This window comes from Marinobacter sp., assembly GCF_041595835.1.
Taxonomy (GTDB): Bacteria; Pseudomonadota; Gammaproteobacteria; order Pseudomonadales; family Oleiphilaceae; genus Marinobacter.
The window spans coordinates 1-18,096 of sequence record NZ_JBFHJO010000001.1; the positions used below are offsets into that span (position 1 = coordinate 1).

The 18,096-nt window shown below is 51.0% G+C and carries 21 protein-coding genes, 2 tRNA genes and 1 riboswitch; of the genes, 12 read left to right on the plus strand and 11 right to left on the minus strand.

What is annotated here, in order from left to right:
* Window positions 1-291: 291 nt before the first annotated feature.
* The 3 genes from ABYA77_RS00005 to ABYA77_RS00015 all read right to left on the minus strand — a co-directional run bounded on the left by ABYA77_RS00005 (window position 292) and on the right by ABYA77_RS00015 (window position 1,999).
* Window positions 292-894 (minus strand): outer membrane beta-barrel protein, encoded by a 603-nt coding sequence (locus tag ABYA77_RS00005; RefSeq protein ID WP_372963879.1) that lies wholly within the window; start codon window positions 892-894, stop codon window positions 292-294.
* A 118-nt stretch (window positions 895-1,012) separates the two neighbouring features.
* The gene (locus ABYA77_RS00010; RefSeq protein ID WP_372963880.1) at window positions 1,013-1,513 is read right to left on the minus strand and encodes a hypothetical protein; all 501 of its coding nucleotides are present in this window, start codon (window positions 1,511-1,513) and stop codon (window positions 1,013-1,015) included.
* Between the two features lie 228 nt (window positions 1,514-1,741).
* Window positions 1,742-1,999 (minus strand): hypothetical protein, encoded by a 258-nt coding sequence (locus ABYA77_RS00015; RefSeq protein WP_372963881.1) that lies wholly within the window; start codon window positions 1,997-1,999, stop codon window positions 1,742-1,744.
* Between the two features lie 563 nt (window positions 2,000-2,562).
* On the opposite strand from ABYA77_RS00015, the gene ABYA77_RS00020 reads away from it, so the two are divergent.
* Window positions 2,563-2,874, plus strand: coding sequence for a hypothetical protein (locus tag ABYA77_RS00020; protein ID WP_372963882.1), 312 nt, complete (start codon window positions 2,563-2,565; stop codon window positions 2,872-2,874).
* 222 nt (window positions 2,875-3,096) lie between these two features.
* Here ABYA77_RS00020 and ABYA77_RS00025 read toward each other — a convergent pair.
* Together ABYA77_RS00025 and ABYA77_RS00030 are read right to left on the minus strand one after the other, a co-directional pair.
* A tRNA-Cys gene (locus tag ABYA77_RS00025) sits at window positions 3,097-3,170 on the minus strand.
* A 52-nt stretch (window positions 3,171-3,222) separates the two neighbouring features.
* Window positions 3,223-3,298: transfer RNA gene (locus tag ABYA77_RS00030), tRNA-Gly, on the minus strand.
* 236 nt (window positions 3,299-3,534) lie between these two features.
* On the opposite strand from ABYA77_RS00030, the gene ABYA77_RS00035 reads away from it, so the two are divergent.
* Entirely contained in the window at window positions 3,535-4,239 is a 705-nt protein-coding gene (locus ABYA77_RS00035) for an START domain-containing protein (protein WP_372963883.1), read from the plus strand.
* A 21-nt stretch (window positions 4,240-4,260) separates the two neighbouring features.
* On the opposite strand, the gene ABYA77_RS00040 is transcribed toward ABYA77_RS00035, so the two are convergent.
* Window positions 4,261-4,992 (minus strand): murein L,D-transpeptidase catalytic domain family protein, encoded by a 732-nt coding sequence (locus ABYA77_RS00040; RefSeq protein WP_372963884.1) that lies wholly within the window; start codon window positions 4,990-4,992, stop codon window positions 4,261-4,263.
* A gap of 159 nt (window positions 4,993-5,151) precedes the next feature.
* Window positions 5,152-5,244, plus strand: a riboswitch (TPP riboswitch).
* A gap of 53 nt (window positions 5,245-5,297) precedes the next feature.
* Between ABYA77_RS00040 and thiB the strand changes: the two genes are divergently transcribed.
* From thiB to ABYA77_RS00075, 7 genes are read left to right on the plus strand one after another with little or no spacing between them, the layout of a single operon-like run.
* Entirely contained in the window at window positions 5,298-6,302 is a 1,005-nt protein-coding gene (gene thiB / locus ABYA77_RS00045) for a thiamine ABC transporter substrate binding subunit (protein WP_372963885.1), read from the plus strand.
* 4 nt (window positions 6,303-6,306) lie between these two features.
* Entirely contained in the window at window positions 6,307-7,974 is a 1,668-nt protein-coding gene (thiP, locus tag ABYA77_RS00050; protein ID WP_372963886.1) for a thiamine/thiamine pyrophosphate ABC transporter permease, read from the plus strand.
* A complete protein-coding gene (locus ABYA77_RS00055) occupies window positions 7,967-8,581 on the plus strand; it encodes an ATP-binding cassette domain-containing protein (RefSeq protein ID WP_372963887.1) in 615 nt (204 codons plus the stop codon). The genes thiP and ABYA77_RS00055 overlap by 8 nt, the downstream gene beginning before the upstream one ends.
* Window positions 8,582-8,617: 36 nt before the next feature.
* A complete protein-coding gene (locus ABYA77_RS00060) occupies window positions 8,618-9,769 on the plus strand; it encodes an MlaE family lipid ABC transporter permease subunit (RefSeq protein WP_372963888.1) in 1,152 nt (383 codons plus the stop codon).
* Between the two features lie 3 nt (window positions 9,770-9,772).
* Window positions 9,773-10,588: an ABC transporter ATP-binding protein gene (locus ABYA77_RS00065; RefSeq protein ID WP_372963889.1), complete on the plus strand. Its 816-nt coding sequence runs from the start codon at window positions 9,773-9,775 to the stop codon at window positions 10,586-10,588.
* The gene (locus tag ABYA77_RS00070; protein ID WP_372963890.1) at window positions 10,589-11,527 is read left to right on the plus strand and encodes an MlaD family protein; all 939 of its coding nucleotides are present in this window, start codon (window positions 10,589-10,591) and stop codon (window positions 11,525-11,527) included.
* Window positions 11,524-12,150, plus strand: a complete 627-nt coding sequence (locus tag ABYA77_RS00075; protein ID WP_372963891.1) for an ABC-type transport auxiliary lipoprotein family protein — start codon at window positions 11,524-11,526, stop codon at window positions 12,148-12,150. The genes ABYA77_RS00070 and ABYA77_RS00075 overlap by 4 nt, the downstream gene beginning before the upstream one ends.
* Window position 12,151: 1 nt before the next feature.
* On the opposite strand, the gene pgsA is transcribed toward ABYA77_RS00075, so the two are convergent.
* The 4 genes from pgsA to ABYA77_RS00095 form a co-directional block, all read right to left on the minus strand.
* Window positions 12,152-12,721, minus strand: coding sequence for a CDP-diacylglycerol--glycerol-3-phosphate 3-phosphatidyltransferase (pgsA, locus tag ABYA77_RS00080; RefSeq protein WP_372963892.1), 570 nt, complete (start codon window positions 12,719-12,721; stop codon window positions 12,152-12,154).
* Window positions 12,722-12,731: 10 nt separating this feature from the next.
* Window positions 12,732-14,591 carry an excinuclease ABC subunit UvrC gene (uvrC, locus tag ABYA77_RS00085; protein WP_372963893.1) on the minus strand — a complete coding sequence of 620 codons (1,860 nt, stop codon included), beginning with the start codon at window positions 14,589-14,591 and terminating at the stop codon, window positions 12,732-12,734.
* A complete protein-coding gene (uvrY, locus tag ABYA77_RS00090) occupies window positions 14,575-15,234 on the minus strand; it encodes a UvrY/SirA/GacA family response regulator transcription factor (protein ID WP_372963894.1) in 660 nt (219 codons plus the stop codon). The genes uvrC and uvrY overlap by 17 nt, the downstream gene beginning before the upstream one ends.
* Before the next feature lie 116 nt (window positions 15,235-15,350).
* Complete coding sequence (locus ABYA77_RS00095; RefSeq protein ID WP_372963895.1) at window positions 15,351-15,602, minus strand: hypothetical protein; 252 nt, start codon at window positions 15,600-15,602, stop codon at window positions 15,351-15,353.
* A gap of 168 nt (window positions 15,603-15,770) precedes the next feature.
* Here ABYA77_RS00095 and ABYA77_RS00100 point away from each other — a divergent pair, with 168 nt between their 5' ends.
* Both ABYA77_RS00100 and ABYA77_RS00105 read left to right on the plus strand, forming a co-directional pair.
* Entirely contained in the window at window positions 15,771-16,475 is a 705-nt protein-coding gene (locus ABYA77_RS00100; RefSeq protein ID WP_372963896.1) for an AzlC family ABC transporter permease, read from the plus strand.
* A complete protein-coding gene (locus ABYA77_RS00105) occupies window positions 16,468-16,812 on the plus strand; it encodes a branched-chain amino acid transporter permease (protein ID WP_372963897.1) in 345 nt (114 codons plus the stop codon). Before ABYA77_RS00100 ends, ABYA77_RS00105 begins: the two co-directional genes overlap by 8 nt.
* On the opposite strand, the gene ABYA77_RS00110 is transcribed toward ABYA77_RS00105, so the two are convergent.
* Window positions 16,813-17,217 carry a DUF1330 domain-containing protein gene (locus ABYA77_RS00110; RefSeq protein ID WP_372963898.1) on the minus strand — a complete coding sequence of 135 codons (405 nt, stop codon included), beginning with the start codon at window positions 17,215-17,217 and terminating at the stop codon, window positions 16,813-16,815.
* A gap of 219 nt (window positions 17,218-17,436) precedes the next feature.
* Between ABYA77_RS00110 and ABYA77_RS00115 the strand changes: the two genes are divergently transcribed.
* Entirely contained in the window at window positions 17,437-18,081 is a 645-nt protein-coding gene (locus ABYA77_RS00115; RefSeq protein WP_372963899.1) for a cytochrome c, read from the plus strand.
* The last annotated feature ends 15 nt before the right edge of the window (window positions 18,082-18,096 follow it).

The following is an 18,096-nucleotide window of genomic DNA, read 5'->3' on the forward strand; positions in this document are numbered from 1 at the left end:
CAGAAGCAATTGGAGCCGGATTCTTCCAATTCTGGGTGGACCTAATATGGGGTCAGGGTCAAGAAAGTTGGGAGCAGGTCACTCCGCCCAGGGCATCGCCGACGGCACCACCTAGGAGGCAAGCGGTAAATAAATTCACTGGGTCAGAGTTAAGTTCGTGGCGAGTTGATGCCATGACGATGGACCATCCAGAGATGGGCTTGGGCTGGCTTAGTACACATTCATTGAATGACACAAGACAGGAAACGCCCGGGCCTATTTCATGAGGCCCAGGCGCAAAACAACGTTCTGTTAGAAACGGAACTCAGGTCCTACGCTAAAGACGTTGATATCGGTTTCGCCGGTTTCATCTTCATCACCGACGTTAACGAGATAATCCCAGTCAGCACGTAGGCGTACCGAGTCAGAGACATCAAAGCTAACGCCAAGCCCCGTTCGGAATGCAACACCCGTATCGCTATCGCTCTCAGAAACCGTCATAAAGCCGTTACTAGCCGTCGCTTCATAATTTAGGCGCCACAACAGCAGACCCGCCTTGGTGAACACCTTAAACGGCCCTGCTTCCGGCATTCCTAGCTGAAACGTTGTATCAACGAAGTGTCCATTAACCGCACCGGCAACAGCCACGCCACTCAACACTCCGGATACCTCTACGTCATCGATATAACGGTAGCCAAACTCAAGGTTCGCAAAACCGTTTAGCTCCGTTCCCCCGTATACACGCAGAGAGAGCGCACTGTCGTCGCACGAAGTCTCCGACCCATCACAGAAATCCTCCACTGTAGCCTGCCCTAACGACACACCTACATACCCTGCCTGCGGTTCAGCGGCTTGCGCCGAAGTGTGAGCCAGAACGGCAAGGGACAGAACCAACGCAGATTTATTCAACTTCATTTCAACTTCCTTTTAATAACAATAAACACTCGCTACTCATCAGAGTGAACGAGCCACCGAATCTGGTCTATGCAAACCGTTTGCTTATTTGCTACCGGTTTCAGACACGACCAAGCCATCATGCCCTGCAGGTGCGACAGGTAGAGTCGCCAAATCGATCTACCCCTAGAACAGTGGGGGTGTCTTGTTTGCCAAGTGCAGTCTGGGCAGCGACCTTCGCGCTCTCGAATTGATCTTCCCACGCTTCTTGGCTAATCCGGTCGTTATGGAAATCCCAGCCCCCCTGGAACACATACCGGTTACTCGGCAACACACGGATGCTTTTTGGAAACTCCGCCCAAGCCAGCTGCTCCAGCTGTCGGTTTTTATCCAAGCCGGATAGCTTCTCGAGAAAACTACTGAAAGAATGCTTTTCAGAGGTTCGATACTCATCACCGATCTCGGTTGCGTAGGCCGCATTGAAGGCGATCCAGAGGAAAATAAACTGACCGTCTAAATCCTCTGCTTGCTCGGCGCGGTTTAGAACCTCATCCAGTGGGAAGCGCATGGATTCAAGGGCAATTCGTAGAAGCAACTTCGAACTCGACGGTATGGCCAACAAGGTATGCAGACGCCACATAGGAACTGACTTTCTGCTTACACCAGTTCAATGCTAGGTTCTTTTCTTCATAATCGACACCATCCCAGCATTGCTTTAGGTCAGTGGCACGATCTGCTGCGAGGATAGCCTCGGACTTAGTGATTGTGCAGGAGCTGTACGTGCTCTTTTTTGAACCATCGGAATTTTCGCTACCGCCACAGGCGGTGAGGAAAAAAGCAGTTGCGAGAATCGTAGCTATGCGTTTCATTATTCAATCTCCTTAGTTTCACCACACTCGATGTGGCTGAGCTCCATGCCCACTTGAACTTCAACTTTCTCGCCAACAAGACAAGGTTGCAGCATTGCCACGCCTGCCCCTAATTCTCGATACTCACCATTCACCCACAAATCTACCGCTTGGTCGGTAAGGTTTAGGATGGATGCTGACGTTGGGTTGCGATCAACATCATTTGCCACAGCCGCGGTAGACACCAACAAACCCAAGCACATCATTCTGATTTTCATGTTATTCCTTAGATTCAATTTCCTGCCCCAAAAGCCATAACATTCAGGCTTAGGTTGCACCCCTCTCTATAGCGATGGCTGACAGATTAACGCCCCGCCAACCATTCGCATGGTGAAACCCGTATCAAACTGGCTCAGACGAGATCGGCTTCTCTGGTGAAGTATAAGTGTCTGAACCTGAACTCCCGACAGCGGTACCGACTTCAGCGTCAGCCCTGTTGTCATTCGGTAAAGTTACCGCTTCCTTCATCCATTCATGCCAGGCTTCACATGGTGCGAAAATAATCAGACTCGAAACCTCATTTCCCGTGGATTCACTCGGTACTGATCCCTGACATTTCCCTATTAATACATCGTCGCAGGCTAACAGGTAGGCTGCACTTTTTATAAAGCCAATAGTGCTTGATTTAGAGCCACATTCCAAGACTTGAGTCGCTTTCACCAACATGCATAGAAATTCGACATAGTCGCCTGCATGGGAAGCGACACAGTATGTCGCTGTGTAATCCCCCCATTTTTAACCTCTCTTTTGAGTAGAGGTTAAGCGACCTCCAGCAGCCTGGATGGGGGAAGTCATCAAAAAGGAAGTCCGAGACTTGCTCAATAACACAGAGCTCACTGACGAGGTGCTGGCCGTTGAAATTTATGATATTGAAAAACGGATGAGCTTGGAGTTCGATACCCCTAGCGAGCCTCATGAGATCTTTTCAGGCGACCCTGTATTGGAAGATGGAGTCTTCCTGCTATATGCGACAGATGATGATCTCGCGAAATTTGCAATCGGAACAGCCGAACAACGTATCCCCTATATGCATCCCAGGGAGGCTTACCAATACCTGATTTTCCTGCGCGAAAAGGCACTTGAAAGGGCCTGAGCCCAACACAATAATCTAGCCTTATTTTTTACCAACATGTAGCCTCAATTCACTATTAAGCCTCGACCAATTCCGGCGAGGCTTTTTGCTATCAGTTGCTAAACACGCCCGGAGGAATCACTCGATACCGCGGATAATATTTTGGGTTTAATTTGGATATTTTTTGGTCAGGAATACAACTAAAATCAACAGGATTAGTGCGTTGATTTTGCTGTAAAGAAATGGAGGCGCGGGTCGGAATCGAACCGGCGTACACGGAGTTGCAGTCCGCTGCATAACCACTCTGCCACCGCGCCGGGTAAGCCTTGACAGGCCTTTGCTCTCAGGAGGCATTGAGAGACTTTGAAATGGAGCGGGAAACGAGATTCGAACTCGCGACCCCAACCTTGGCAAGGTTGTGCTCTACCAACTGAGCTATTCCCGCTCTTCGTTCAGAGGCTTTGCCTCGTCAACGGATGCGTATTCTACGGATTACGCTGGTTTCGTCAACAACTTTTTTCAACCTTTTGTTTTTATAGGTAATGTGGGTGTTTTTTAGCCAAAATCAACACGTATCATTTCAGGCCAACCCCCTAAAACAGCGAACTGGCCCCAAGATAGCAAAGAATATTTCCATCAGTATGAGCAACCGCACTCTTAATCTCACGCCAGGGCTTGCTCATGCGCATTCAAATATTTACATACTCCTGTTTTGCTGCACTTCTATTTTCCACCACTACTCCTGGCTTGGCATCCGAGTGGGTAACCGAACAACAAGGTAAAGAACGAGGCGACATTACCACTTCTGTACGCGTCGTCTCAGACACACCCATAAAACAATTCCGCGGAGTGGTAGAAACCCAGCATTCCATAGCGGCCGCACTTGCAGTAATTGATGATATTTCTTTGTGTCAGGAATGGATTTATAACTGCCAAAAGGCCCGCCACTACTACACCAGCGAAGGCCAACGGCTGTTGTGGATGATGTTTGATGGAGTCTGGCCGGTGTCCGACCGCGACCTGATCATGCAGTCTACATTTACTCAAGAACAAGCTGGTGGAGCTGTCACGGTCCAATCCATCGGTATGAAAAGCGCTGCGCCGGAACAACCAGGCTATGTACGCATTCCAATGCTGGACAACAGTTTCTATCTCGAACCCTTGGCCGATGGCTGGACTCGTATCACCTTTACCACCCACGTGGACCCGGGCGGGCTAGTACCGGCATGGGTCGCAAACATTGTCGCCACTGATGCGCCCATTCATACACTGGAAGGATTAAAACGAATGATGGATCAGGAACCGTTCAGGAATTACACAATGGATAACATGCCAGAAGAACTGTTGGAGAAGCATAAACTGCGCTTCTCCACCCAGGATCTGTAAAGAGCCTTGTCGATATAGAGCTCAGGAATTACCGTCACTTGAATGGTTGGCTTTGGCCACTTGGGCAGGGCTATCACAATTCAGGAAACTAGACGTCTGAAGCCACTTCTGGTCAGGATAGTAAGTGAAAACAAGCTGGCCGCCTTTCAGGTTGTCAACGACTGACCGGATCACATTCCGATCAACTGCGGGGCAGCCGTGACTGCGACCGATCCGCCCATAGTCTGCAACCCAGTCCGGACTGACATAATCTGCGCCGTGAATAACAATTGCCCGTTGACGAGCCAGGTCATTAATGCCCGGCTCCAGGCCATCAAGCCGCAAAGAATACCCATGCGAGCCTTTATAGCTTTCATTCGCTTTGAACAGGCCAATGCTTGACTGGTGACTGCCCTCAATATTAGAAAACGAGTTAGCCTCCACTTCGCCTGAGTTCTTCCCATGGGCGACAAGGTCTTTAAGCAGTAGACTGCCCTGCTCTAAATCGAAAATCCACATCCGCTCATTATTGGATGGCAAGGAAAAATCGATCACGGCTAAGCGTTCTGGCATGGCTACACCATTATTTACGGCACACCGTGTTGCTTTGAATGCGGCATCCAGAACATCAGGGTTAAGTTTGGGTGCAGAGTCCGCCAACTGAGCAAGAAGACTATCGTCAAATGGCTCCCCATGAGCGTGAGCGGAAAGAGACAAACAAAGTGCCAGGCCCGGTAACAATGAAAAAGGGCTTCGTTTATTGTGCTGAAACATCCGCACATCACCTCAAGAATTAAGAGTGTCAGGTATCTGACTGATAATATGCCCCATTCTAGCAGCGAAATTTGAGACTTTTGTCATTCCGTACATTTTTTAACCTTCCGGCTACAATTCCACCGCATTTCTACTGCGCTTTCGCCATGGTAGACTTGCAACAACTCAACGGGGTGCCCTTTCAGGGCTGAGACCACACCCGCGGAACCTGACACGGATAATGCCGGCGAAGGGATTGAGTAGCACTGTACCAAACAGTGTTTGCCGCGGCATGGTTACTCCCCTTTTTACACAGGATGCCGCACATGTTTTACCGTTTGTCACTTCTGTTATTGGCCGTATCTCTGCCACTGGCTGCGAAGTCTTCTGACCACCCGGTTCTGAATGTGTACACCCACCCTTCTTTCGCCGCTGAATGGGGCCCGGGGCCCGGTGTAAAGGAAGCGTTTGAAGCGCACTGCGCATGTACTCTGAACTATACGGTTCTGGACAGCGGAGGGGATATTCTTCAACGGCTTCGGCTAGAAGGTACATCCACACCTGCGGATATTGTTCTGGGCCTGGACACAGCCACAATGGAAACTGCACGTCAAACCGGGCTCATAGGTAAACATGAGCGCACTTTAGAACAACTGGCTCTTCCCATTGACTGGAACGACTCACATTTTATCCCCTACGATTGGGGCTACTTTGCATTTGTGTACGATACACAGCAACTGCCTGAGCCACCCGCCAGCCTAGACGCGCTGATTAATGCTCCGGACGACTTGAAAATCGTCATTCAAGACCCCCGCACCAGCACTCCAGGGCTGGGTCTGTTGTTATGGATGCACTCGGTATACGGTGATGAAGCATCGGCAAAATGGGAACAACTCAGCAAGAAAATTCTGGCAACAACCCAGAGTTGGAGTGACGGCTATTTTTCACTGTTCATGAATGGCGAAGCTCCGATGATCCTGTCCTATAGCACGTCCCCGGCTTACCATATGGCTATTGATAAAACCGACCGCTATCAGGCCGTCGAATTCAAAGAAGGCCATTATCTGCAAGTCGAAGTTGCGGCTTTGGTTGAATCGTCCAAAAACAAAGACCTCGCCCGATCGTTTCTGGACTTCATGCTAACGCCAGATTTTCAGCGGCACATTCCACTGAAAAATGTGATGTACCCGGCTATCGACCTTGGGACTGAACTACCCGAAGTATTTGATCGGCTGATAACCCCCAAAAACACCTTTTTTATGCCACCCGCAGAAGTTGCAAGCCAGCGTCGCAAGTTGATCAACGACTGGCTGAACGCTATGACCCAGTAGCGCAATGAATTCTCCAGCCCGAACCGCCCCACTTAGCCACCCTGGATGGCAGCTGGCCCCTGGACTATTGCTCGGGCTGTCCCTGATTCTGCTCATCGCTTTCGGGCTTGGTAGCATGCTGCTGACAGCAGGCAGCCTTGATATCGCCACTGTACTGAACAGCCGGTATCTGCAGGGCGTAGTGTGGTTTACAGTTTGGCAGGCAATGTTGTCGGTATTTCTAAGCCTGGTCCTGGCGTTACCGGTTGCCCGGGCGCTGGCCAGGTATAAGCATTTCCCGGCGCGCGGTTTGCTGCTGAGAATTATGGAGTTAAGCCTGGTACTGCCAACAATCGTGGCGGTTTCCGGTATTATCGGAGTTTATGGCAGGCAAGGTTGGGCTACCGGACTTCTAAACGAGTGGGCTCCCGGGCATGGCTGGAGCCTGTATGGCCTGAATGGCATACTCTTAGCCCATGTTTTCTTCAACGCACCACTTGCCGCAAGAGTGATGCTGCAAGCCTTGGAAGCCATTCCGTCATCACGACTTCGGATAGCATCCCAGCTAGGTCTTCGCGGATGGTGGCTGTGGCGTTCGGTTGAGTGGCCCGCCTTGCGGCCGGTGTTACCAGGGCTATTTGCCTTGGTGTTCACGTTATGCTTCACCAGCTTTGCCATCATCATGACACTGGGTGGAGGCCCTGCCGCCACTACCCTGGAAGTAGCTATATACCAAGCACTTCGATTTGAATTTGACTTCCCTCAGGCGGCTGTATTGGCGGTCATTCAGCTCCTGATTTGTGGCGGTTTGTGGTTGCTGGTTTTCCGCCAGCGCCTGGAGTCATCACTTATACCCAACCGGCAACTTTCTCACCCGGTACCGCTTAGGGGGTGGCCGTTACAAAGCGCTTTTTATGCCACCCTTCTCTTTATATTCAGCGTTTTCTTACTGCTCCCTCTTACAGCAATTGCCAGCCGCGGTTTACCAACTCTTTTTTCATTTGGTAGTGGTTCAGTTTATGAACAACTGCTTCCAGCCACCGGTCGAAGTTTACTGATTGCCTTGCCTGCCGGTTTTGGTTCCGTTGGCAGCGCCTTGTTTATTTTGGCCTCGGCCCGAAAAGCTCAGAATGGAATATTGAAAGCCATCCCTACAACTACCGGTTATCTCCCCTTAATCGTCCCCCCCATTGTTCTCGGCACAGGGCTATTTCTGCTGTTACGGCCGGGGCTGGGACACAATGCGCAAGGCTGGGTTTTAGTGGCCTTGATAAACAGCCTGATGGCCCTGCCCTTCATTATTCAGATCTTACGTGGCCCATTGAACAGCCTCGACAGTCATTCTCTGCGAGTAGCGGACCAGTTAGGCATTATTGGCTGGTATCGCTGGCACCGGATCTACTGGCCACTATTACGCCGGCCTATAGCGCTGGGGCTTGCCTATGGAATTGCCCTGTCTATGGGTGATTTTGGTGTTATCGCACTCTTTGGAAGTCCCGGGCAACCCACTCTGCCAGTTCTGCTTTATCAGCAGCTTGGCAGCTACCGAGTATCCGAAGCCGCCGGGACTGGTTTATGGCTGCTGATCCTTCTTGTACTCATTTTCGGACTGTTTTCAGCCATGGGTCGTCCCCCCATCTATCGCAGGCATACATCTTCCTCGCCAGCACTCCTGGAGCCCAAACATGCTTAACGTAGAACGCCTGTGTTTTCTTTACCCAGGCCAGGAAAACGGCTGGGAATATCATTTCTCGTTAACACCAGGCCAGTGCATTGCTATTCATGGGCCTAGCGGGTCAGGTAAAACAACGTTGCTTAACCTCATTGCAGGTTTTCTTGAACCAGACTCAGGAACAATATGTTGGAACAAGCGGCCAATCCAGCATTTAGCCCCCTGGGAGCGACCTGTCACCAGCGTTTTTCAAGAACATAACCTGTTTGAACATCTGGACGTAGCGACCAATATTGGCCTTGGTTTGCACCCGGGATTAAAACTCAGCCCCGAACAAAAAAAACAGATAGATCAAGGCCTGGAGCGCACAGGCCTGGCGGGTTTCAGCAAACGGATGCCCGGTGACCTTTCAGGAGGTCAGAGGCAACGGGTAGCGCTCGTCAGAGCCATTCTTCGCCGCCAGCCCTTATTGCTTCTGGATGAGCCCCTGACCGGATTGGATTCAGAGGCTAAAAATAGCCTTAGAACCATGTTACTTGAAGAGAAATCCCGAGGCGTTGCCTTGATTCTCGCAAGCCATGATGAAGAAGATCGAAAGATACTGGCAGACCACTACTGGAATCTTTAAGCTTGGAGTGAACAGTTACAGGGATGTCTTTACTCAGTGGCGATCCGTTCCGGACTTCTTTCATCATCACCAGGCCAGCTTCCAGGTAGTGCGGAATTCAACGGCACTCATTTGGTTCTGAGTGGCGCCTGGACCTTAGCTCAATACAGCTCACTATCTCAGCTGATAAGCACTATTCAGCAGAAAGCACCTCCCGAATTTACACCGGATCTGTCTCAACTGGGGCGAGTCGATACCGCCGGTGCCTCACTCCTTGTAAAACTCGTTGGTGCGCGCGCCCTGCTCATGGCGTTAAATAGCTCGGGGCTGGCCGATGAACAAAAGGCGCTGATAAACGCTGTTGCTTCGGCCATGGAGAACGATGAGTTCTGCCCCCCCAAAATAAACCCAATACTGGCGTTTCTGGGCACTATTGGACAAAAGGTCACGTCCGTTTCCCGGCTCATGTGGCTACTTTCCGGATTTATCGGCGAAACACTTTCCTCGTTGTTTTACATCCTCCCCCGCCCCAGCCGATGGCGGGTGACTTCTTTTGTTGCAGCCGTGCAAGATACCGGCCTCAACGCACTGCCTATTGTCGCCCTGCTGACCTTTTTGGTAGGCGCAGTTATTGCTTTCCTGGGAGCGACAGTACTGCAGGATTTTGGTGCGACAATCTACACCGTAAACCTGGTAGCTTTTTCATTCCTTCGGGAGTTTGGCGTTTTGCTTGCTGCCATTTTGTTAGCCGGTCGCACTGCCAGCTCATTTACTGCACATATCGGCGCCATGAAGGTCAATGAAGAGTTGGACGCCATACGCACCCTTGGCCTTAATCCTGTTGAGTTGCTGGTTCTGCCTCGTGTGTTGGCAATGATGGTGAGCCTTCCTGCACTTACCTTCATTGGCATGATTTCGGGAATGGTCGGTGGCGCCGTTGTGTGCGCAATAACACTGGACATTCCTCCAAGCCAGTTTATAGCCATAGTTGAACGTGATATCGCCCTGAAACACTTCCTGGTGGGGCTCGGTAAAGCTCCGATATTTGCGTTTTTGATTGCAGTGATTGGTTGTCTTGAAGGCTTCAAGGTGGCTGGCAGTGCGCAGTCCGTAGGTGAACACACCACTTCAAGCGTGGTTCAGTCGATCTTCATGGTGATCTTACTGGATTCAATCGCCGCATTGTTTTTTATGGAAATGGGCTGGTAACACATGGCTAAACCTGACAATCCCCAACACAACAAGCCGATAATTGAAGTCCGTGGGCTGAACACTCGATTTGGCAATCACATAGTTCACGATGGCCTGGATTTAGATTTATATACTGGTGAAATTCTGGGAGTGGTAGGCGGTTCAGGAACCGGAAAGTCAGTTCTACTACGAACGATTGTGGGATTAAACGCACCAGACGCAGGACATATTCATGTATTTGGCGTGGATCTGACTGAACTCTCTTCAGCGGAAAGATCGTTATACGAACAGCGCTTTGGTGTACTTTTTCAAGGAGGTGCACTATTTACATCGTTAAACCTGGTGCAGAACATCTCTCTACCCTTGATCGAACATGCAGGACTAAGCCGGTCCGATGCGGAAGAACTGGCCCGAATGAAATTATCGCTGACAGGCTTGCCTGCAGACGCTGCTTTAAAATACCCGGCTGAACTGTCTGGAGGAATGGTTAAACGTGCAGCCCTGGCCCGCGCACTGGCGCTGGACCCGGAAATTCTGTTTCTGGATGAACCCACCGCCGGGCTGGACCCAATTGGTGCCGCCGCGTTTGATGACCTCATTGTGACTCTGAGCAACGCCTTGGGATTAACTGTATTTCTTGTCACCCATGATCTGGACACCCTCTACACAACCTGCAACCGCGTAGCAGTATTATCCCAACGTAAAGTATTAATAGCGGGCACCCTTGACGAAGTTGCTCAAACAAATGACGCATGGGTTCAACAGTATTTTCACGGCCCCCGCGGGCGTGCGGCCATCACGGCCCGAAACAGACTGACACAACAGGAGCCCAGCTAAATGGAACCAAAGGCCCATCACGTCATTATAGGATTGTTTACGCTGGCAGTAGTGAGCGCTGCCCTGCTGTTTGCGTTGTGGCTGGGCAAGTCTTCAGCTGACCGTGAATGGGCTTATTATCAGATTGGGTTTGACCATCCGGTCAGCGGTCTGACTAAAGGCAATCCGGTTTTATACAGCGGTATTCAGGTCGGAGATGTTCTGGACCTGACCCTGGCTCCGGAAAATCCGGCCAATGTTCGTGTGCTGGTTCGTGTTCACAAAGAAATACCGGTGCGCGTAAACACAAAGGCCGGGCTGGTACTGGCCAATATAACGGGTAGCATGAGTATCCAGTTCACCGGTGGTACACCTGAAAGCCCGATACTTGAGGGGGATCGTGAAAACCCGCCATTGATAACAGCAGAGCCTTCCACACTCAGTAACCTTCTCAATAACGGCGAAGCCATGCTGTCTCAGGCTGAACAGCTATTAACCAACATGAACCGATTGCTCGCTACCGAAAACGTCGAAAATATTACGGTTCTTCTTCGCAATACCCGGGAAGCCACCGACTCCCTTCTTGCTAACAGAGATACCCTCATCGAGCTGCTGGCTAAGTTTGACAGTGCTGCCGTGCGTGCCGAAGAAGCAGCGATAAAGGTATCCGGTGTTTCAGACAACACCCGCTCAGTACTAAACGATCGAGTTGTCCCCGTGCTTAACGCAATGGATGTTGCCCTGTCGACCTTGCAACCGTCTTTAGAGCGAGTTGACAAGATTACCAGCAGCAATGAACACGCTTTGGATGCGGGCCTTCAGGGTCTTTCTCAGCTTGATCCCGCACTGCGCGAGTTAAGGCGCACTCTGCGTAACCTGAATGCCTTTACCCGCCGGCTCGAACAAGACCCGTCAGGCACTCTCTGGGGCGGAACAACCATCAAGGAGTTTGAGCAATGACATCATTTATAGCCCGGCTCGCAATCCTGACGACAGCAATATCGACAGCTGCCTGCACTGTGCTTCCCCGGCCTGAACCGCCCCGGGTCATGGACCTTGCTGTTGCACCGTCACAAACCACATATGACCAGGCATTACCGTTTACTGTTCGAGTTGATACCCCCCTCGCTTCAGCCCCGATAGACAGCTCGATCATTCTGTTAAAGCCAACCCCATACGAATTTCAGGCGTTCAGACAAGCCCGTTGGCGGGACAGCACCGCAGTACTTATCCGGGATCATCTCGCCAGACATCTACGCAATAGTCACGGCTTTCGTAACATCGTGATAGACACAAGCCCGGCAAACACCAATATCACACTACTGACAGAACTGTCGGCCTTTTATATCAGTGTCATCAGGGCTAACAAACCTGAAGCCATCCTTGAATTACATGCCGAACTGACAGAAAACCGGAGCGGTGAAAGCCTCTGCATTCGTAACTGGTCTATTCGGGAGCCTTCGGAAGACACCGACCTGGACTCAGCGGTAGAAGCATTCTCCCGTGCAGGAAACACCCTTGCGGAAGAGCTTACTCATTGGGCCCGGAGCTGTGTAAACAAGGCACCTTCAACTGCCCCCTGAGTTAAGCCTGACTCTCTTTGCTTTTAGCCTTGGGGAACAGGTCGCCCCAGGCCGCATGCAGGTACAGATACATAGACCAAAGAGTCAGTGCCGCTGCAATATACAGCAATCCAATTGCCACATATGCCCAGAAATTGCCCGGAGGAAATGCCAGCAAACCAACAATGGCAGCGATCTGGGCGGTGGTTTTAATCTTACCAATATAGGAAACTGCCACGCTGCCACGGCTGCCGATTTCGGCCATCCATTCTCTCAGCGCTGAGATCACGATTTCACGCCCGATGATGATCGTCGCAGGAATAGTGAGTAATACGGCAGCGTAGCCTTCAATCAGAACCGCCAGCGCTACGGCAACCATCAGTTTGTCCGCCACCGGATCCAAAAAGGCGCCAAATGGCGTGCTTTGATTGAGCTTTCGGGCGAGATAACCATCGAGCCAATCGGTAATCCCCGCCAGCGCAAAAATAGCCGCGCTAGCCATGTAACTCCACTCTGAGGGTAAATAGAAAACCACCACGAACACCGGGATCATCACGATGCGAGACATGGTAATTAGGTTCGGTAAATTCATGGTTTCCCTATTATTCGTTGTGCAGTGCTGCGTAAATGGATTCGGCCAGTGCTTTGCTGATGCCTTGCACTTTGGCGATTTCGTCAACACCGGCTTTCCGGATTCCCTGTATGCCACCGAAATAGCGTATCAGTTCCCGCCGGCGTTTTGGCCCTACTCCTTCGATGCCCTCAAGAGTGGACTGTCTGCGTTTTTTATCACGCCGTGCCCGGTGGCCGGTAATAGCAAACCGGTGCGACTCATCCCGTATATGCTGAATCAGGTGCAGTGCCGGTGAATCGGCCGGCACCCGGAAAATGGCATCCGTCATGGCATCGATCAATTGTTCCATGCCAGCCCTGCGAGTGACACCCTTCGCAACACCAATCAACGGGATATCTGAAATCCCCAGCTCGTCAAACACTTCTCTGGCGATATTCAATTGGCCTTTACCGCCATCAATAAACACCAAATCGGGTCTTTTGCCCTCGCCATTAACCAAGCGTCGGTAGCGACGAGTCAAAACCTGGCGCATAGCCGCGTAATCGTCTCCGGCTTTAACATCCTCAATATTGTATAGCCGATAATCGCTCTTGAGGGGGCCATTCTCGTCGAAAACCACGCAGGATGCGACGGTATTTTCCCCATGACTATGGCTGACATCAAAACACTCCATGCGAGAAGGTGTTTCCGTCAACTCAAGCAAGTCCCGTAATGCAAGCAACCGCCGATAAACTGTCTCTTTGCTGGCGAGGTGAGTCAACAATGTTTGCCGGGCGTTGGTCATAGCAAGCTCTAGCCAGCGCTTTCGCTCACCTCGCACGTTTCCGCGGATTCGGGTTTCACGGTTTGCCGACTCTGTAAGAGCTTTCGTTAATAATTCCTGTCCATCTACGTTAACCGGAACCAGAATATCCTTGGGGATTTCCCGCCGGGTATCACCGCCAAAATAATATTGCCCAAGAAATGATGACAGCAACTCTCCTTCTGATTGCTCCAGTGAGAACCTCGGGAAATAATCTTTGGTGCCAAGCACCCTCCCACCACGCACAATAATCACCACAATGCACACGATGCCCGCATCCTGAGCAATGGCAATCACATCCGCATCGCCACCTTCACCGTCTACTGACTGCTGCTCCTGCACGTGACGCAGATGGTTAACCTGATCGCGATAGATTGCTGCTTTTTCAAACTCAAGTTTGGCTGAAGCCTCTTCCATCGCGTTCATCAGATCATGAATGATCGCAGGGTTCTTGCCCTCCAGAAACATAGTGGCACGGCGGATATCTTGCTGATACTCCTCAGGAGTAATGTATCCCACACAAGGAGCGGTACATCGATTAATCTGATACTGCAGACAAGGACGATTTCTATTCCTGAAATAGCTTTCATCACAAGACCTTATGCGGAAAACCTTTTGTAAAATATTAAGACTTTCCTTGACGGCTCCTGAGCTTGGAAACGGCCCGAACCAAGTGCCGCCCCCCTTTTTGGTCCTCCCCCGACGGAACGTCAGCGATGGATAATCAGCGTGAGATGATAAGTAAATATAAGGGTAAGATTTATCATCCCTGAGCAGAATATTATAAGGCGGACGAAGTGATTTAATCAGGTTTTGTTCCAGCAGCAGAGCTTCGGTTTCGCTGCCGGTAACCGTAATTTCAATGGAGTGAATCTTGCTGACCAGCGCCTCTGTTTTGGGGGCCAGGCCGGTTTTTCGGAAGTAACTGCTAACGCGGTTTTTCAAATTTCGGGCTTTACCCACATAGAGTATAGCCCCGGCACTATCGTACATTCGATAAACACCGGCACGTTCAGACAGTTGTTTCAGGAAGCTTTTACTGTCAAACCCCCGCATTGGCTCGACAGGTTCAGACGGTGTCGGCATCCAGCAATCCAAGTCGTACCGCCATCAGTGCCAACTCCACATCGCTGGAGATCTCCAGCTTCTCGAAAATCCGGTAGCGATAGCTATTCACAGTTTTCGGGCTCAAGCAAAGCTTGTCCGAAATATCCTGAACTTTCTGACACTCCACCACCATCATGGCAATTTGCATTTCCCGCTCAGACAAACGCTCGAACTTTGAAAGCTCACCATCCTCATCCTTGTCGCCACCCAGGTTTTTCAAAGCCATTTTCTGAGCGATTTCGGGACTGATATAACGCTGACCAGAATGAGCTTTTCGAATGGCGCGAACCATTTCCTGAATATCCGACCCCTTGGTAATATAGGCTGCGGCGCCACTTTGCATGACTCGGGTGGGATACGGGTCATCAGCACAAGCCGTTACCACAATAACCCGGATAGAATCATCAAACCTGAGAATTCTCCGGGTAGCTTCAAGCCCGCCGATTCCAGGCATACGAATATCCATCAGAACGATGTCCGGACGGGCATTGCGTACAAACTCAATAGCGCCCTCACCAGAAGCAGCCTCGCCAATCACATCGATGTCGGGATCGTCTGCCAACATACGGGTAATACCCGAGCGCACCAGTTCATGGTCATCAACAACCAGTACCCTGATCAAAGCTCACCTCACCATCAGGTAATAAAAATCAATCTGATTGTAACGTTTACACCATCGACAGGATAGGCAAGCCACCCAAAACCTTGTCACACGTCATAGATCAGGCTCCCATCAAATCAGGCCGGGGCGGCCAGACTTGCGGTATTTTCTACTGGATCAAACCAAACTACGAGGTCACCCTGACTTATTGCTGAAAGAACCCTGCTGCGCTCAGCAAGCGGGTTTTCGGTATCATTCAAGCCATGGTAGCGAGTACAATACTCCTCTGCCAAACCCTCAAGCTGGTCCTGGGTAAGCAAGCTGGCCTCTACTACAAACTTCTCCTCTCGCGGATCCGGTTCAGGCTCCCGCTCTGTATATTCGTTCATATCATCTCCCGTGAAGGACCGTATATTATGGTTTAACGCCGCCAATCATACCCTAGCACCTTCAGACGGATCAGGATCTACCCGGTATTTATGTCGGCCAAGCATACGAACCTTCTCAATAAGCCGGCAATTCATTATCATCCCCGCTTTCACAAAGTTTGGAAGCTAATGAATCAAAACGTCTTCAAGCTAACCTTACCCATCCTGTTTGGCTACTTGCCTTTAGGCATGGCCTTTGGCGTACTGTTCACCACACAGCTGGACTATGCCTGGTGGGTTGCACCACTGATGGGGCTGCTGATCTACGCTGGCGCAGGACAGATTCTGGCCGTTAGCCTGCTATCGGTTAATGCAGGGCTTGTCGAAGTTGCCGTGGCAATGCTGGTACTTAATGCCAGACACCTGTTTTATGGCTTGTCATTACTTGGGCAATTCCGCGGCGCGGGCTGGCGTAAAGGTTATCTGATTTTCGGATTAACGGATGAAACATATTCGTTGCTCACTAGCCGCCCCCGTTCAAGTGACCGCCATCACGAACAAGAAGTCGATTTCCGGATCACGGGTTTCAACCAGATTTATTGGGTACTGGGTTGTACCCTGGGCGCACTTCTGGGGGAATGGGTAGCGTTCAACAGTACCGGCATTGAATTTGCCCTGGTCGCACTCTTTATTGTTCTAACGATTGAGCAGTTCAAGGTACTGAGGAATGGTTTTCCGATCTGGGCGGGAGCTCTTGCCGCCGGAGTTGCTATGCTGCTGATACCAGCCACCCATCAATTGATCGCCGCCATCGCCCTTGTCACCGGCGTACTGCTTCTGCACTACCGCTGTCATCGCCAAACAACACTGCAGCCGGAGACCAACCATGACTGAAAACTACTATCTGGCTGCGTTTATAGCCGTCTCGGCTCTGGCGACCTTCGCTACGCGCGTAGTACCGTTTCTATTTTTCGAAAGACACACAGAGCACCCACTTGTAAGACACCTGGGGCGCTATTTGCCGGCAGCCGTAATGGCGCTTCTGGCGACAATTTTTTTACAGCGATCGGCCCATTGGGATTCAGGACTTCCGGGACTAGATGCCTTGATACCCGGATGCCTGGTGGTGGCCATTCACGTCTGGAAAGGCAATGCTCTGTTGTCAATTGCAACAGGCACCGTCGCGTACATGATCATCCAGCAAACCGGCGTAGTAACAAGCGGGCTTTGATCAGAGCCCGTTTTCTACATTGGCCACCAGCCTTGAATCCTCGAGTGCAGCCGTTTTGTGCTTGAGTACACCTTTGTAGTCGGGATTCTCAATCATCGCGAGAAAGGCACTTATAGAGGGGTATCGAACCAATAACACCTGATCCCAGGATTCTTCTGGTGGTGCAATCAGGGAGCCAACACTACGGCCAGACCAAACCACTTCGGCGCCAACAGCTGTGACACATTCTGCAGCCTCATCCATATAGCGCTTATAGGCATCGCGCCCGGAACACTCTTCACTTTCATCCTTGTACTCAGCCCGGTCACGAAACCGCAGCAAATTCAACATAACTACCGGTTGATCTTTAGGGGTTTCCTGCAACACTTTCTTTAGCTCTTCCTGAGATGGGTCAGCGGCCGCCATAGGTGTTCCTGCTATTCGTTAAAGATAGTATCTGACTTCCGGAATACCTGAGAACAGTAAACTAAATTACCTGACCATGCACCACCCCATTAGCTTTTAGGGTAAGAGCTCTTGCTATATTGATCGTCATCGCGAGAGAATCGCAGGTTGCGCCTTAGTTATATACAAATAAGCAAAAACACTAAAAAGTGAATTTGTACACTGGGAGGGCCACGAACTGTGAGAAAAACACCATTAAAACTAGCCATATATGGACTCGCTGCACTTACCAGCTTTGCCCACGCCACCGAAGGTGATGCAACCCGGGGTGCGGAGGTCGCAAACCTTTGCGTCGCCTGTCACCAGGCCGATGGCAGTGGCATGCATATAGAGGGTGGTGAATCCTGGCCACGGCTCGCTGGTTTGAATGCCAGCTATTTCGCCAAACAGATTCATGACCTCAAAAACGGAACCCGCCAGAGCGCGACCATGACACCTTTCGTTGGCATGCTAGACGATCAGAAGATCGCAGATGTTGCTGCCTATTACAGCCAGATGAAGCCAACAGCGGGTCAAGGCGGCGAAGATGCCGATGAAGCCACACTAAAGCGCGGCGAACAGATTGCTGAACGCGGCGACTGGGCGAACTACATTGTGTCCTGCAAAAGCTGCCATGGCCCCGGTAACCGTGGTGCAGGCGATGTGTTCCCGGGCATTGCAGGCCAGCATGCAGGCTACATCAAAGCACAGCTGAACGCATGGAAGGCCGGCACTCGCAAAAACGACCCCCAGGACCTGATGGGTACCATTGCTCGCCGAATGAGCGATAAAGATATTCATGCCGTAGCCGTGTGGTTGGCAAATCAGGGCTCCGGAACCAAATAAGGGGATACAGACATC

Bases quoted from the DNA above. Each gene is read 5' to 3' on its own strand.
- pgsA (WP_372963892.1), bottom strand. From the start codon at position 12,721: ATGAATTTACCGAACCTAATTACCATGTCTCGCATCGTGATGATCCCG.
- thiB (WP_372963885.1), top strand. From the start codon at position 5,298: ATGTTTTACCGTTTGTCACTTCTGTTATTGGCCGTATCTCTGCCACTG.
- ABYA77_RS00095 (WP_372963895.1), bottom strand. From the start codon at position 15,602: ATGAACGAATATACAGAGCGGGAGCCTGAACCGGATCCGCGAGAGGAG.
- ABYA77_RS00035 (WP_372963883.1), top strand. From the start codon at position 3,535: ATGCGCATTCAAATATTTACATACTCCTGTTTTGCTGCACTTCTATTT.
- ABYA77_RS00100 (WP_372963896.1), top strand. From the start codon at position 15,771: ATGAATCAAAACGTCTTCAAGCTAACCTTACCCATCCTGTTTGGCTAC.
- ABYA77_RS00015 (WP_372963881.1), bottom strand. From the start codon at position 1,999: ATGAAAATCAGAATGATGTGCTTGGGTTTGTTGGTGTCTACCGCGGCT.
- ABYA77_RS00020 (WP_372963882.1), top strand. From the start codon at position 2,563: ATGGGGGAAGTCATCAAAAAGGAAGTCCGAGACTTGCTCAATAACACA.
- ABYA77_RS00040 (WP_372963884.1), bottom strand. From the start codon at position 4,992: ATGTTTCAGCACAATAAACGAAGCCCTTTTTCATTGTTACCGGGCCTG.
- ABYA77_RS00055 (WP_372963887.1), top strand. From the start codon at position 7,967: ATGCTTAACGTAGAACGCCTGTGTTTTCTTTACCCAGGCCAGGAAAAC.
- ABYA77_RS00105 (WP_372963897.1), top strand. From the start codon at position 16,468: ATGACTGAAAACTACTATCTGGCTGCGTTTATAGCCGTCTCGGCTCTG.
- ABYA77_RS00070 (WP_372963890.1), top strand. From the start codon at position 10,589: ATGGAACCAAAGGCCCATCACGTCATTATAGGATTGTTTACGCTGGCA.
- ABYA77_RS00075 (WP_372963891.1), top strand. From the start codon at position 11,524: ATGACATCATTTATAGCCCGGCTCGCAATCCTGACGACAGCAATATCG.
- thiP (WP_372963886.1), top strand. From the start codon at position 6,307: ATGAATTCTCCAGCCCGAACCGCCCCACTTAGCCACCCTGGATGGCAG.
- ABYA77_RS00010 (WP_372963880.1), bottom strand. From the start codon at position 1,513: ATGTGGCGTCTGCATACCTTGTTGGCCATACCGTCGAGTTCGAAGTTG.
- ABYA77_RS00110 (WP_372963898.1), bottom strand. From the start codon at position 17,217: ATGGCGGCCGCTGACCCATCTCAGGAAGAGCTAAAGAAAGTGTTGCAG.
- uvrC (WP_372963893.1), bottom strand. From the start codon at position 14,591: ATGCCGACACCGTCTGAACCTGTCGAGCCAATGCGGGGGTTTGACAGT.
- ABYA77_RS00005 (WP_372963879.1), bottom strand. From the start codon at position 894: ATGAAGTTGAATAAATCTGCGTTGGTTCTGTCCCTTGCCGTTCTGGCT.
- ABYA77_RS00065 (WP_372963889.1), top strand. From the start codon at position 9,773: ATGGCTAAACCTGACAATCCCCAACACAACAAGCCGATAATTGAAGTC.